The organism is Bacillus paranthracis (genome assembly GCF_001883995.1).
In the GTDB taxonomy this organism is placed as follows: Bacteria; Bacillota; Bacilli; order Bacillales; family Bacillaceae_G; genus Bacillus_A; species Bacillus_A paranthracis.
The window spans coordinates 1-14,840 of record NZ_MACE01000062.1 but is presented as its reverse complement, the minus strand read 5'-3'; the positions used below and the strand labels follow the sequence as shown (position 1 = coordinate 14,840).

Annotated in this window: 16 protein-coding genes; 10 read left to right on the top strand and 6 right to left on the bottom strand. The window is 36.8% G+C overall.

Annotated features, from left to right (window positions below):
- Positions 1-36 precede the first annotated feature (36 nt).
- Complete coding sequence (locus BAQ46_RS23175; RefSeq protein ID WP_061131890.1) at positions 37-762, bottom strand: glycerophosphodiester phosphodiesterase; 726 nt, start codon at positions 760-762, stop codon at positions 37-39.
- Positions 763-914: 152 nt separating this feature from the next.
- Between BAQ46_RS23175 and BAQ46_RS23170 the strand changes: the two genes are divergently transcribed.
- The 4 genes from BAQ46_RS23170 to speB all read left to right on the top strand — a co-directional run bounded on the left by BAQ46_RS23170 (position 915) and on the right by speB (position 4,573).
- Entirely contained in the window at positions 915-1,322 is a 408-nt protein-coding gene (locus BAQ46_RS23170; RefSeq protein WP_000276568.1) for a MerR family transcriptional regulator, read from the top strand.
- A 5-nt stretch (positions 1,323-1,327) separates the two neighbouring features.
- Entirely contained in the window at positions 1,328-2,491 is a 1,164-nt protein-coding gene (locus BAQ46_RS23165) for an MFS transporter (protein ID WP_071742876.1), read from the top strand.
- Between the two features lie 164 nt (positions 2,492-2,655).
- Positions 2,656-3,483, top strand: coding sequence for a polyamine aminopropyltransferase (gene speE / locus BAQ46_RS23160; RefSeq protein WP_000424696.1), 828 nt, complete (start codon positions 2,656-2,658; stop codon positions 3,481-3,483).
- 217 nt (positions 3,484-3,700) lie between these two features.
- Positions 3,701-4,573 (top strand): agmatinase, encoded by an 873-nt coding sequence (gene speB / locus BAQ46_RS23155; RefSeq protein ID WP_001209831.1) that lies wholly within the window; start codon positions 3,701-3,703, stop codon positions 4,571-4,573.
- A gap of 237 nt (positions 4,574-4,810) precedes the next feature.
- Here the strand turns inward: speB and BAQ46_RS23150 are convergent, their stop codons facing one another.
- Complete coding sequence (locus BAQ46_RS23150; RefSeq protein ID WP_000996317.1) at positions 4,811-5,848, bottom strand: PTS sugar transporter subunit IIC; 1,038 nt, start codon at positions 5,846-5,848, stop codon at positions 4,811-4,813.
- 234 nt (positions 5,849-6,082) lie between these two features.
- Between BAQ46_RS23150 and BAQ46_RS23145 the strand changes: the two genes are divergently transcribed.
- A complete protein-coding gene (locus BAQ46_RS23145; RefSeq protein ID WP_000779936.1) occupies positions 6,083-6,445 on the top strand; it encodes a YxeA family protein in 363 nt (120 codons plus the stop codon).
- A gap of 25 nt (positions 6,446-6,470) precedes the next feature.
- Here BAQ46_RS23145 and BAQ46_RS23140 read toward each other — a convergent pair whose 3' ends face one another.
- Entirely contained in the window at positions 6,471-7,457 is a 987-nt protein-coding gene (locus tag BAQ46_RS23140; protein WP_071742874.1) for a S66 family peptidase, read from the bottom strand.
- 202 nt (positions 7,458-7,659) lie between these two features.
- Here BAQ46_RS23140 and BAQ46_RS23135 point away from each other — a divergent pair, with 202 nt between their 5' ends.
- The 5 genes from BAQ46_RS23135 to BAQ46_RS23115 all read left to right on the top strand — a co-directional run bounded on the left by BAQ46_RS23135 (position 7,660) and on the right by BAQ46_RS23115 (position 11,402).
- Entirely contained in the window at positions 7,660-8,097 is a 438-nt protein-coding gene (locus BAQ46_RS23135) for a YwiB family protein (RefSeq protein WP_000414867.1), read from the top strand.
- A complete protein-coding gene (gene argS, locus BAQ46_RS23130) occupies positions 8,097-9,767 on the top strand; it encodes an arginine--tRNA ligase (protein ID WP_001086449.1) in 1,671 nt (556 codons plus the stop codon). The genes BAQ46_RS23135 and argS overlap by 1 nt, the downstream gene beginning before the upstream one ends.
- A gap of 151 nt (positions 9,768-9,918) precedes the next feature.
- Positions 9,919-10,446 (top strand): RNA polymerase sigma factor, encoded by a 528-nt coding sequence (locus BAQ46_RS23125; protein ID WP_071742872.1) that lies wholly within the window; start codon positions 9,919-9,921, stop codon positions 10,444-10,446.
- Positions 10,433-10,747, top strand: a complete 315-nt coding sequence (locus tag BAQ46_RS23120; protein ID WP_000656675.1) for a hypothetical protein — start codon at positions 10,433-10,435, stop codon at positions 10,745-10,747. The genes BAQ46_RS23125 and BAQ46_RS23120 overlap by 14 nt, the downstream gene beginning before the upstream one ends.
- A complete protein-coding gene (locus BAQ46_RS23115) occupies positions 10,731-11,402 on the top strand; it encodes an anti-sigma factor (protein ID WP_071742871.1) in 672 nt (223 codons plus the stop codon). The genes BAQ46_RS23120 and BAQ46_RS23115 overlap by 17 nt, the downstream gene beginning before the upstream one ends.
- Positions 11,403-11,426: 24 nt before the next feature.
- Here BAQ46_RS23115 and BAQ46_RS23110 read toward each other — a convergent pair whose 3' ends face one another.
- From BAQ46_RS23110 to BAQ46_RS23100, 3 genes are all read right to left on the bottom strand, one after another.
- The gene (locus tag BAQ46_RS23110; protein WP_061131885.1) at positions 11,427-11,801 is read right to left on the bottom strand and encodes a hypothetical protein; all 375 of its coding nucleotides are present in this window, start codon (positions 11,799-11,801) and stop codon (positions 11,427-11,429) included.
- Between the two features lie 146 nt (positions 11,802-11,947).
- On the bottom strand, positions 11,948-13,348 hold the full coding sequence (locus BAQ46_RS23105; protein WP_071742869.1) for a M28 family metallopeptidase: 1,401 nt from the start codon (positions 13,346-13,348) through the stop codon (positions 11,948-11,950).
- Between the two features lie 491 nt (positions 13,349-13,839).
- On the bottom strand, positions 13,840-14,840 hold a 1,001-nt coding region (locus BAQ46_RS23100), incomplete at its 5' end, for an MSCRAMM family protein (RefSeq protein WP_116777262.1).

Below are 14,840 nucleotides of genomic sequence, written 5' to 3'. Positions count from 1 at the left end.
AAACAATGAAATTTCGAAAATAAAGAGCTCCTTCAATTAAGAAAGGAGCTCAAATGCACGTGCTGGCCAATCGGTAATAATGACATCTACGCCATAATCAATCATAGTTTGTAAATCTTTGTATTCGTTAATTGTATAAGGGCGGAAAACGTACCCTTGTTTTTGCGCGAGTTGAACAAATTCCTTTGTTAGTAGTTGAAAGTTTGGGTGTAAACCAGTTGCATCTCTATTTTTTGCTTCGGCGATAGGATCAGCAAGTGGCTGGTCATATAAAATGGCTCTTGGGATTTCAGGAGCAATTTCTGCTAATAATGAAACAGAGTCGTGATTAAATGAAGAGAATACAATTTGATTAGAAAGATGATATTCTCGAACGAGAGCAACAACTTTTTCTTCAATGTTTGGATAGTGAATGACATCTGTCTTTAACTCAATGTTGAGCTGTAACTTTGTTGTAGATAACCAAATGAATACTTCGCGTAACGTTGGGATTTTTGCTTCATGGAAAGAAGGATCTTTATGGCTGCCGGCATCTAAAGCTTGTAACTCTTTTACCGTTTTTTCAGAGACAAGACCTACATCATTCGTTGTACGATCGACTGTTTCATCGTGAATTACGACAAGTTCACCATCTTTTGATAGGTGGACATCAAGCTCAATTCCATGGGCGCCGATGCGTTCAGCTTCTTGGAAGGCAATCATCGTATTTTCTGGATGTGTTCCTTTTACGCCGCGATGAGCGAAAATAAGTGGTTTACTCATGTGAAATTCTCCTTATCATTTCTTTTCTTTCATTATGAAACTGCTTTTGAAAAAATACAATTTAATATGACAAACATTTACAAAAGTCTAACAGTTGCACAAAAGTTAACGTTAACGTAAAATGTAATAATCGAGTGAAGGGAGGAATAAACATGTATAAGATTGATGAAGTTACAAAGCAAGTTGGTTTAACAAAACGTACACTTCGTTATTATGAGGAAATTGGTTTAATTCATCCCCCAGAACGTAGTGAGGGGAACATTCGCCTGTATACAGACGAAGATATCGCTAGAATTAAAAGAATTGTGGAAGCGAAAGAAGTGTTAGGGATTACGCTTCAAGAAATGCAACATTTTTTATCGTTAAAAGAAAGAATGGAGCAAAGAAGAAATAGTGAGAATCCCCGTGATCGTGAAGTGATTCAAGAAATTAAAGAGATGCTTGAAAAACAAGTGCAAACGCTAGACGAGAAAATGGAGCAAATGCAGCGTGTAAAGGGAGAACTTGAAGACAGCTTACATCGTGCAGTGACATTTTTAGAGAATACAAAAGGAGAGTAATCAAAATGGAGAGCAAACAAAAACTAGGGAGATTGATTACAGTGTTGGCTACTTTCCTTGCCTTTTCAGGTATAGGGGTAGTCGATCCAATTTTGCCAATTATTGCTGAAAAGATTGGTGCATCGCATTGGCAAGTAGAGATGTTATTTACAGCATATATTTTAACGATGGCAATTATGATGTTACCAGCTGGAATATTTGCATCGAGATTTGGTGATAAACGAATGATGACAATCGGTCTTGCCATCGTGACTGTATTTGCGTTTATATGCGGTATATCGCAAACGATTGCTCAGTTATCTCTTTTCCGCGCTGGATGGGGATTAGGGAATGCGATGTTCTTCGCAACGGCGATGACTTTATTGATTGCATTAAGTAAAGAAGTTCATGAAGCAGTAGGGTTATATGAAGCGGCTATCGGTTTAGGAATGGCAGGTGGACCATTATTAGGCGGGATATTAGGTGGACATTCTTGGCGTTACCCATTTTTTGCGACGAGTATTTTAATTTTCTTAGCATTTATTTTAGTTTTCTTCTTTGTGAAAGAACCAGAGCGAAAAGTGAAGCGTAAAGCGGCAGGCGTAGGAGAATTATTTAACCTGGTGAAGTATAAGCCGTTTATGCAAGGCGCCATTTCAGGAATGTTATACTACTACGGATTTTTCGTTGTGTTAGCATATTCACCACTTATTATGCATTTATCTGCTATTCAATTAGGTTTTGTATTTTGTGGATGGGGACTCGCGTTAGCTTACGGTTCTGCAATTTTAGCACATAAGCTAGAAGGGAAATATGAGCCGAAAACATTGTTGAAAGGCAGTTTACTCGTATTTGCGCTATTCTTAATTGCACTATTCTTCGTGAAAATTATGTGGTTACAAATTGTATTAATTGTTCTATCAGGATTAGCATCAGGATTAAATAATGCATTATTTACAAGTTATGTAATGGATATTTCACCTTATGAAAGATCTGTTACATCTGGTGTTTATAACTTCGTTCGTTGGTTAGGTGGCGCAATTGCTCCCATTTTATCAGGGATTATCGGCCACGCTGTTTCACCGCAAAGTCCATTTTTAGTAGGTGGGATTGTTGTATTAGTTGGTTGTGTAATGATTTTAATTCCGATTCGAAAACAGGTAGAAGTAGAGAGAAAAGCCCTTTCTTAAGAAAGGGTTTTCTTTATATGTATATGTTAGAACGCTCTGACTAAAATATATTTTCGGTATTTTTGTACTTTTAACTATACATTTTGGATGTTTTGTTTTATTTTTGTTAGGGGACATTAATGATGTCCCTATTATAAATTTGCATTGAAAGGCGTGATTGTACGATGGAACTATGGTTCACTGAAAAACAAACAAAACATTTTGGGATTACGGCGCGTATTAACCGCACATTACATACGGAGCAAACAGAATTCCAAAAACTTGATATGGTCGAAACGGAAGAGTTCGGAAACATGCTTATTTTAGATGGCATGGTTATGACAACAGAAAAAGATGAGTTCGTTTATCATGAAATGGTAGCGCACGTACCTTTATTTACACATCCAAACCCTGAAAACGTATTAGTTGTAGGTGGCGGCGATGGCGGTGTTATTCGTGAAGTGTTAAAACACCCAAGCGTAAAGAAAGCAACTCTTGTTGAAATCGATGGAAAAGTAATTGAGTACTCTAAACAGTACTTACCATCAATTGCAGGTGCATTAGATAATGAGCGTGTAGAAGTAAAAGTAGGAGACGGTTTCCTACATATCGCAGAAAGCGAAAATGAATATGACGTAATTATGGTAGATTCTACTGAGCCAGTAGGACCAGCAGTAAACCTATTTACAAAAGGCTTCTACGCTGGAATTTCAAAAGCGTTAAAAGAAGATGGTATTTTCGTTGCACAAACGGACAACCCTTGGTTTACGCCAGAACTAATTACAACTGTGTTTAAAGATGTAAAAGAGATTTTCCCAATTACTCGTTTATACACAGCGAACATTCCAACTTACCCAAGCGGTCTTTGGACGTTCACAATCGGATCTAAAAAACATGATCCATTAGAAGTAAGTGAAGAGCGTTTCCACGAAATCGAAACGAAATACTACACAAAAGAATTACACAATGCAGCATTCGCATTACCGAAATTTGTTGGCGATTTAATTAAGTAAGAGAATCGCACGGAACAAATAAAGTGTAAATAGCTCATTTAAGGTGTTTGTCCAGAAGACTTGAACATGCTAGCTATTTACACTTCTGTAAAGAAAATTGTCTTCTTTGTATGAAATAGAAGACCCGGTAAATCGAGAAAGAGGAGCAACTCGCTCCAAATTTGAGAAATAATGAAAGGTTGGGATACCTTAAGTTCCACATAAGGAGGAAAAGAATATGCGTTTTGATGAAGCTTATTCAGGTAAAGTATTTATTAAAAGTCATCCAAGTTTTGAAGAGTCGAAGGTAGTTATTTATGGGATGCCTATGGATTGGACAGTAAGTTACCGTCCGGGATCTCGTTTTGGCCCTGCACGTATTCGTGAAGTATCAATCGGTCTTGAAGAATATAGTCCGTATTTAGATCGTGAACTAGAAGAGGTAAAATATTTTGATGCGGGTGATATCCCATTACCATTCGGAAACGCACAGCGCAGCTTAGACATGATTGAAGAATATGTATCAAAACTTTTAGATGCCGATAAGTTTCCACTAGGTCTCGGCGGTGAGCACTTAGTGTCTTGGCCAATTTTTAAGGCAATGGCAAAAAAATATCCGGATTTAGCAATCATCCATATGGATGCTCATACTGATTTACGTGAATCGTATGAAGGGGAGCCTTTATCCCACTCTACACCAATTCGTAAAGTGTGTGATTTAATTGGTCCGGAAAACGTATATTCTTTCGGAATTCGTTCTGGAATGAAGGAAGAATTTGAATGGGCGAAAGAAGTAGGTATGAACTTATATAAATTTGACGTATTAGAACCGTTAAAAGAAGTATTACCAAAACTTGCAGGACGCCCAGTCTATGTCACAATCGACATTGATGTATTAGACCCAGCTCACGCTCCAGGAACAGGAACGTTAGAAGCTGGTGGTATCACATCTAAAGAATTATTAGATTCCATCGTAGCAATTGCAAATTCAAATATAAATGTAGTTGGAGCAGACTTAGTAGAAGTAGCTCCTGTCTACGACCATAGTGATCAAACACCAGTCGCAGCAAGCAAATTCGTGCGGGAAATGCTGCTCGGTTGGGTGAAATAAAAGCGGAATCCGCTGTAGCTGGATAAAATAAGAGCCCTCTATATGATTAGGGGCTCTTATTTTGTCGTTATGTGTCGGTAAGTCGATATGTCTTGTCGAATCGTCGATATAATGAAAAAATCGTTGATATATTTTGAGTTGTGATCGATATATTTGAAAAATCGTCGATATAATTTCATTTACCATTACGTAACATTAAAAAGAGCTATTCCTAAACAACGGGAATAGCTCTTTTTCTTATGCAACCTTCTCTTCCGAAGTAATGCCGCGAATGTCATCAGCAGAGCGAATTGGATATTTACGGAACACAATTGATCCGATGTATCCAACAATCGTGGTAACGATTCCACATAATATAGCAGCAATTGTTACTTTTACAACGTCATTAAATCCGAATAAAACAAGAAGTCCTGGGATTGGTGATGCTGTTCCTGGTGCATTATTAACGAGCTGGAACAGAGATGTAATAATACCAGCAAGTGCACCGCCAACGAAGTTTGTCGCATAAATTGGAATTGGATTTGCTGAAACAACATCGGCTTGTGTTAAAGGCTCGATTGCTACAGCAATTGTGTCTTTCTTTGAACAAATCTTTAGTCGTTTAAAGAAAATAAAGTTCATTGGGGCTGAGGCTGCTACGGCAAGACTACCAATTGCCATTGGTAAACCCGTTAATCCAAGCATTGCAGTGAGTGCCATAGAACTCAGTGGAGAGGTAGAAATAACTGTTATTAATCCACCAAGCATAATACCCATGATAATAGGGCTTTCTGTAGTTGCAACTGAAATCATAGAACCGATTTTACCAAGTGTTGCGTTAACGAGCGGATCCATAAGCATTGCCATTCCGCGTGAGATTGGTGCAGCGATAAATAAAATTGCTAAAAACTCTACACCAGCCGGTAATTTCTTTTCGAGAAATTTCACGACGAAGGCACAAACGTATCCAGCGAAAAATCCTGGTAAAATACCAAATCCACTAGTAGCGATACCGATTAAAACAGCATATACGGGGGAAACACCGATTGCTAATGCGACTAAAATCGCTGCTGCGACACCGCTCATACTACCGGAAGCTTCTCCTACTGATTGTAAAAAGTCATTATGAAACATTTCTCCACCTATATAACGATGAAATGCTTCAATAAGAAAACTTGCGATTGCTGCATTAGCTAAAGCACCCATTGCTTTCATGCCGTAAGGAGCACGGTAACTAAAAAGTGTAAATAGACAAAGTACAACAAGTAATAGTGCTAAACCTTGCAAGATAGCCATTTGAAAACTGTCTCCTTTGATTTTTGTAATAAAAATTTGTATCATTCAATAATAATATAAAAGTGTATGAAACGGAAAAATTTTTTCTTGGGAAATTGCTATAAGGTGAAAATGCCTTACAATAATGTAAGGAAAGTGTAAGACTTTTAGATAGAGTATAGTATGCCATTTTTCGTATAATACAAGTATAGATATATGACTAGGGAAAAAGAAGTGCAAACAGGAGGCGCATGTATGAAATTGGTAATTAAAGTTTTAGTTGTATTCGCCATCATTCTAGGTGGAACAGCGTATTATTTGAACACAAAAACAGAAGGTGTACATGCTTTTGTAGACAACTTCTTTTCAAATAAAGAAATACAAGATTATTATGCGGTTATAGATAAAGGTGAGAAAAAAGACGGAGAATACTTGTATACTTTTAAAGGGTATACAGAAGACGGAAAGTTACAGGTTATTAAAAGAATGATGAACCGTGAATTGCATACGGGTGCTTTTATAAAAATTTATGCAAAAGGTATGCAAGGAAAAGGATGGGCTGAAATCCCGAAAGAATCAATTCCGCAAAAAGCGTTGGAGAAAATAGAAAAACGATAAAAGGAGCGACCTATTCGCTCCTTTTTTAGTGCGTTAAAATAGTGATAGATGTTTTTTCTTTGTTAGAAATGATTGTTGCACGTCCGCCAATTGGGAAAGTGAAAATCGGGGTTGTATGACCGAAACTTGCGTTTGCAATGATAGGGATATGTGCAAGCTCAGGCTTTGAAGCAATCATTTCTTGCACGTCTTCTATCGTACATTCTGCGCCTTTTTGCATCTTTCCTATAACGATGCCTTTTACATGTTCAAAATCTTGCTGCTGCATAAGAGAATGTAAATATCGATCAAAAGTTTTAAGAGTAGCTCTCCCAGTTAAACTATCCTCTTCAAGAAATAAAATTTTATCTTTTAAGTTTGGCATATATGGTGTACCTTGCAGTAAGTTCAATGTGCTCATATTACCACCGATAATATCTCCCGTAGCTTCTCCTTCGTGAATCGAAACGTATCCTTCATTCTTAATAAACTCTCGATTTTCCTGATCAATGTACCAAGAATCATCACTCCATGTTTCAGATGGTAGGACTTCAATCGGCTCATTAGAAGTTACGCATTTTAAAAAGTAATCTGTTGTATACTCGAGCCCTTTCTCCATTCCAAATGAAGAGAAATGGGGGCCTGAATATGTAACAAGTCCTGTTTTAGTGTAAATTGCATTATTTAGTGCAGTGATATCCGAATAGCCACAGAAAAATTTCGGGTTTTCTCGAATTAAATCGTAATCGAGATGTTTTAATAAGCCATTAGAATTGTATCCGCCAAGTGTCGTCAAAATGGCTTTTACATTCGGGTCTCTAAATGCTTCGTGAAGGTCTTGAACGCGTGAAGAAATAGAAGAGGAAGCAAATCTGTCTATCTCATCAGCATATGTTGAAAATGTAACGTGAAAGCCCATGTCGGTTAACTTTTTTACAGCAAGCTTCCTGTTTTCAGTTGAGACAATACTTAAACTACAAGATGGTGAAATCACTCTAATTTCATCACCTTTTTTCAATTTTGTTGGTAGCACTTCATTCACCTCTTTAAAAGAAAGAATATTTAGATTTAAGAAATATTTTATCATATGAAATAAAGTGAAAGTGAATTATGTTTTGAAATGGAGTTTTCCTGATTTTTCAGCAGACAGACAGAGGTTTTTTTTGATATGATAGGAAAAGTGATTTATTATATACATTATTTAATATCTATAACAGTTGAAAGGTGTGCAAGACGTGGAGAAACAACTTGCAGGCTTGCCGGTACACGTTCATTTCGTAACAGAAATCCGTGAAGGGGCGAGGAAGGAAACCGTTGCTTTTGAAGCAAATGGTCAATACTATGTAAAAGGTCAAGGTACATACGTAACATTCCAAGAGCCGAACGAACAAGGCGAAGTGAAAACAATTATTAAAATTCAAGATGAACAAGTTCTCATTATGCGTTCAGGTGCTGTTTCTATGCGTCAAACGCATGTGAAAGGTGAATGGACAACTGGTACGTACACGAGTGAACTTGGTACGTTTGCATTGCAAACAAAGACTGATAACGTTCTTTTTAAATGGTCGGATGAAAAGAAAAAAGGACAACTCTTCTTAACGTACGCATTGCTTCTAAGTGAACAAGAAGCTGGCAGATATACAATTACGATTAATTTGAAGGAGGCAAAATAATGAATTCTTTAGAACAAGTAAAAGGATTAATTAAAGAAGAAATTCAAGCTGCTGTATTAAAGGCAGAATTAGCGACAGAAGAACAGATTCCAAATGTAGTATTAGAATCTCCAAAAGATAAAACAAATGGTGACTTCTCTACAAATATGGCAATGCAACTTGCACGTGTTGCGAAAAAAGCACCTCGTATGATTGCAGAAGAATTAGTTGCAAACTTCGATAAAGCAAAAGCTTCTATTGAAAAGATTGAAATCGCAGGTCCTGGTTTCATTAACTTCTACATGGATAATAGCTACTTAACAGACTTAATCCCAACGATCGTTAATGCTGGTGAAGCTTACGGTGAAACGAATACTGGTAAAGGTGAAAAAGTACAAGTTGAGTTCGTATCTGCGAATCCAACAGGTGACCTTCACTTAGGGCATGCACGTGGTGCAGCAGTAGGTGACACGTTATGTAACTTATTAGCAAAAGCAGGATATGATGTATCTCGTGAGTACTACATTAATGATGCTGGTAACCAAATCCATAACTTAGCTCTTTCTGTTGAAGCTCGTTACATGCAAGCTTTAGGCTTAGAGAAAGAAATGCCAGAAGACGGATACCATGGTGCGGACATCATTGCAATTGGTAAGCGTTTAGCTGAAGAGTTTGGCGATCGTTATGCGAAAGCTGATGAAAAAGAAAGTTATGAATTTTACCGTGAGTACGGTTTAAAATATGAGTTAGCAAAACTTCAAAAAGACTTAGAAAGTTTCCGTGTTAAATTTGATGTATGGTTCTCAGAAACATCATTATACAAAAACGGAAAAATCGATCAAGCTCTTGCTGTATTAAAAGAGCGCGACGAAATCTTTGAAGAAGACGGTGCAACTTGGTTCCGTTCAATGACTTACGGTGACGATAAAAACCGTGTGTTAATTAAAAATGATGGTTCTTACACGTACTTAACGCCAGATATCGCGTATCACCGTGATAAATTAGAGCGTGGTTTCGATAAGTTAATCAACATTTGGGGTGCTGACCACCACGGTTACATTCCACGTATGAAAGCTGCTATTCAAGCGCTAGGTTACGATAAAGAAACACTTGAAGTAGAAATCATCCAAATGGTACAACTATACCAAAACGGTGAAAAAATGAAGATGAGTAAACGTACAGGTAAAGCAGTTACACTTCGTGAGCTTATGGAAGAAGTAGGCGTGGACGCAATGCGTTACTTCTTCGCAATGCGTAGTGGCGATTCTCATTTAGATTTCGACATGGACTTAGCTGTATCAAAATCTAATGAAAACCCAGTATATTATGCACAATACGCTCATGCTCGTGTATGCAGTATCCTTCGTCAAGGTGAAGAATTAGGATTAGCTACAGGCGGAGACGTGAACTACAAACTTGTTACTTCTGAGAAAGAAGTAGAATTACTGAAAAAACTTGGTGAATTCCCAGCAGTAGTTGCGGATGCAGCACAAAAACGTTTACCACACCGTATTACAAACTATGCATTTGAATTAGCAGCAACATTACACAGCTTCTACAATGCAGAAAAAGTATTAAACCAAGATAACTTAGAATTAAGTAAAGCTCGCTACGAGTTAATGAAAGCAGTACGCACTACACTTCAAAACGCATTAGCAATCGTAGGAGTATCTGCGCCAGAAAAAATGTAATTAAGAAAAGCGGAGCCGATTTTTCGCTTTCAGTAAAAGGCAATCACACGATGTTGTGATTGCCTTTTTGTATGGAAATAATAAAAAAATAAAATTTTATCAAACAAAAGGAGAATTTGCGTCGTCTTATATAAATGACAGGAGGTTTATGATGGAAGAAAAGGTAGAAGAATTGATTGACATATATAAGCAGCAAATATATTCCTTATGCTATAAGTTAGCGAAAACGAAAGAAGATGCGGAAGATATTTTTCAAGAGACATGGATAAAAGTTTTTTCATCGCGGCACCAACTTTCTTACGTGGAAAATTATAAAAAGTGGATTACTACGATTTGTATTCGTACGTTTTATGATTTTTATCGTAAAAAGAAAAGATGGAAAGATCGTGTATTGGATTTATTTCATAAAGAAGATGGCGGAGAAATTGAGCATGCAGATGATGTGAATATATCAGAAGAATTTATTCAAAAAGTCGAAGCAGAAATGATACGAGAAGTTATACAGTTATTAAACGAAAAATATAAAACAGTGCTCGTACTCTACTACTATGAACAATATTCTTACAAAGAAATGAGTGAAATATTAAATATACCAATTGGTACGGTGAAATACCGCCTTAATTATGCGAAGAAGCAAATGCGAGAACATTTGGAGGGGTTCGTTTATGAAGGAAGATAAATTTGATCAAAAGATAAAAAGTAGTTTAGCGGGAGAGATGATTCCTAGCGAAGAGCTAATAAATAATACGAAGCAGGGCATGCGAAATGCTCGGAAATTAGAGAAGAGATGGGTTGTTTTCATTCATGCTATTTGGATGATTGTATTAACAGTCACCCTAGAGCAGTTTGTTAGTCATTTGGAGCATAAAATATCTGTCATTATAACGATAGTTATTATGATGCACCTATACATTCCGATATATGTTGTCATACAGTCATTTTTAAAGAAGGAGTATAAATTACATGATAGAGTTCGATAATCCATTTGTAGTATTTGAGGTAGCTGGGATTACAATGTTTTTGGCTTTTATAGCACTTTTAGTATGTATAACATCATGGGTGTATACAGATGCGAAAACGCGTGGAATAAGTAAGTGGTGGAGTGTTGTAGCGATTATATTGCCGTTTTTTATTGGAGTTTTGTTATATATGATACGGAGAAGTAACAAGAAAATAGAAGGAGAGCATACGATGAATGCTATGAAAAAACAAAAGATAACATTAGTTGTCATATTTGCAAGTGCGATGTTTGTATTACTGAGCGGCTTCGCTTTCGTTCAAACGTTAGATGATATGTGGAGAGCTGGTGATATATATTTAGAGAGTGAGCAACAAGGAGAGACAAGCTATGAGGCAAAATTCTCATCATGGGATATTGCTGGGAAAGATATTGAACTTGAGTATGCAAAAGACACAGAAGTAACATTTTCCTATGAGACAGATGCAAAACGTGGGAATTTATGCTTTAGCTTGTATGAAAGGAAAGGAGAAGGTATAAGGGAGTTAAAAGAAATCTGTGAATCCAAAAAAGGTACTTTTAAAGCTACATTGAAAGCGAATGAAAAGTATGTATTTAGTATAAGTGGTTTAATGGTGAAAGATGGTTTTGTAAAAGTGAATTGGGAAACAAAATAAAGGCCCTTGGGAAGGGCCTTTATTTTATCGGATTGTATACGTAACCGAAAAGCTAACAGGACTATAGTAAACATAAGGTGCATGAAATTGAACGTACATATTCCCATCTGTTTTTGCAGTGAAAATTCGGCCGTAGCCATCAGAATAACGTCCAATAAGGTTATGATTTGAGTCATAAACACTGTAACTAGGGGTTTTGCTGTTAGGTTGAACTGTTAACTCTTGTCCCTTTTGAAGGAAAACAGGTTCTTGTTCAGAACTACTTCCAGTTTGCAAAGAATAAAATTTTGTAAAGCTTTGTTCTTGAGTAGCGGCAGCGGCCTTTGTTTCAGGAATAAACGCGGTAGCACCAGTAATTCCTGCTAAAGTTAATGCACCGGCTAAAATCATTTTTTTCATAGTAAAAAAGCCTCCTTATTAGTTGTAATCATTTTTGTTACAGTTAATATTGTATACGATAATGAGTAGGAGAAAATATGCTTTTATGCATATATATTTTTTCTCAATAAAAGACCACTGATAAAAATCGGTGGTCTTTTAAATGACTAAGCAGCTTTTTGTTCAGTTTGAGCGACAGGTTTTTGAAGTGTATTATAAACTCCTGTTCCAATAACCTCTAATGCCATTTTCATACGTTCAGGTGAAATGTTCTCAAATACGTTATCTTGAGGTGTGTGATATACCTTTTCGATATGATAGATTAATGGATTCCAACTATCGACACCCATCCAAATAAATAGAGCGGCAGGAATCCCAACTTCAGCAAATGGTACGTGATCACTAGAGCCGAATTTTCCTTGCAGTACAAGGTCATTATTTAACTGTTTACCTGCTTGCAAGGCTGCATCTGTTACAAGGTTTGGAGAACCGTTAGGCGTCATAGCATATAAATTCTTTGCTTTATCGTAATTTGTTGCGACCATGTCTGCGTTAAAGACACCTAAAATTCGATCGCGTTCTTTTTGGGATAAACTATTAACGTAATAATCGGAGCCAAGTAAGCCAGTCTCTTCAGAACCGAAAGCAATAAAACGAATTTCTTTATCAGTTTCTACATTTTGAAAAGCACGAGCTAATTCTAATACTAATCCTGTACCAGAAGCATTATCATTTGCTCCAGGTGCTCCAACGACACTATCGTAGTGTGAACTTACAACGACAGCTTTTTCATTACCTGTACTGTTTTTTGGTTTCTTTTTAGCGATGACGTTTAATGATGTTAAATTAGATTCATGTCTCGCTTTTAGGGAAAGAATTGTTGTTCCTTTTTTATCGATTTCTTCTTTAAATGCATTTCCTTGCGCATAAGCAAGACCGAAGACAGGGATAGATTGCTTTTTCGTTAGGCGGGGATTGAAAGTTTGTCCGTAGTTTCCACGTCCACCAATTAAACTGTATAAAAGAACACCTTTTGCTCCTTTGCTAACGGCATTTTCAACTTGTTTATTATAGTCAGCTACTGTTGTTCCTCTTTCGAATAGAACAATTTTTCCATTTACTTCATTTGGGATATCCTCTAATTTTGTCCCACCTTGAACAAAGATAAGAGGAGCCGTAACAGATTCTGTAGAAATTAGTGCGTTAGGGGCAGCACCAGCTTGCCAATTACGCTTTGTGGATAATGGTGATTCAATAAATCCAACGTATTGGTCCGGCACTTGGAATGGTTGATATTCTACTTCGTAGCCCATTGATTTAAGCTGCATACCGACGTAGCGAGAAGCCCATTCTTCTGATTTTGTCCCGCCAGGTCGAGGACCAATTGTTTCGGATAAGAAACGGATGTGTTCGATAGCGCGGCTTGCATCAACTTGTTTTGTAATAGATGAAGTCTGTGTGATTTCTGAAGTGGAATCAGCTTTGGCTTGTCCAATCGGAGCTAAGCTAACAGCGAGTGATACAGCAAGCAAAGAGCTTACTATTTTTTGTTTCAAAGATTTTTTCATTTTTTCCTCTCCTATTCTTCTATTCTCTCTGACTGACAAAAGAAGACGGATAACGACTTCATTTTACCCTTATCTTTATTATTTTTCAATATTCTGACATTGAGAAATAAAAAACGCTATATGCACATTTGCATATTTTTGACGGAGATATGTATGCTATCATTTTAAACGAAGGTTCGCTTTCTACTTGGAAAGCTCCTACATTGCATGAATCTAGTGTACCCAAACTTTAGATTATGTAGAGAAAAGAATCCACTGTAGGGTTTCTTTTCTCGTGTTTGAATCATGTGATGATAAATATGTTTCCGCATTTCATAATTATCATCAGTGATATATGTAAGGCATCCATATGAAAATACGAGGCTGTTCAAAGGTTTTCCGTACTTTTGGACAGCCTCACCCCGTTAAAAGGACGATACTCTATGTATCGTCCTTTTTTGTATAAAAAAAACACCCAATCAAATGTTCACTTGATTGGGTGTGAAAAACTATTAATAATATTTTTTGCGTTTTGTAGTTAAAATACTTAACAATCCAGCTAGTAGAAGTACGATACCTACTGTTTGAGTAGGATCTTTTTTGTGACCTGTATTTGGAAGTTCTTTACCCGTATTTCGGTCATCTTGCTGTTTGTTTATTTGTGTTTCAGAGTTACCTTTTTCTAGTTCTTCGGAAGTTCCTTTACCGTGTGCTTCAGGATTTCCCTTTTCTAGTTCTTCAGAAGTTTCTGTACCAGGTGTTTCAGGATTTCCTTTTTCTAGTTCTTCGGAAGTTTCCTTACCTGGTTTCTCTTCTTTATTCGGAGGAGTAATTGATTCATTATCTCCACCTGATGAAGATTCAATCTTTTTATTTGAAACTGTAATTTGTAGTGGTGCAGCTTGGGCTTTTTCAATTGTAAAGCTTATTGGTGATGCATCTAATTGATAGCCTTCAGGAGCTTTTGTTTCCACTAGTTGATAATTGCCAGGTTTCAAATCATTTACGATTAATTTACCATGCCCATCTGTTTTTAAGCCTTCTCGTGCTACTTTTCCATCTTGATCTAAAATATTGAAAATGGCACCCTCAAGTGTTCCATTGTGATCCATATCAACTTTAGTTAATTCTATTGAACCTGTTGTTAAACTATTTAACGCTTTAACAGAAGTAACTTGAGATTGTCCTTTCGTAATAGTGAAAGGAATTGGCTTAGCGTTTAAATCGTACCCAGTAGGAGCTTTCGTTTCAATAAACTGATAGTCACCCGGACGTAAATCAGAAACAGAAATTTTTCCATCTTTATCAGTAGTTAAATCAGAGTGAACGTCATTGCCGTTCATATCCACGATTTTAAATACTGCACCTTTAAGAGCAGTACCATCGACATCATCTACTTTAGAAAGTTCCACAGCGCCCTTCGTTAAGCTATTTGTAGCAGTAACAGAAGCTGTAGCGGTTTGACTCTTTTCAACAGTAAAGTTGATAGGAGTTTGATTTAAGTCATAATGAT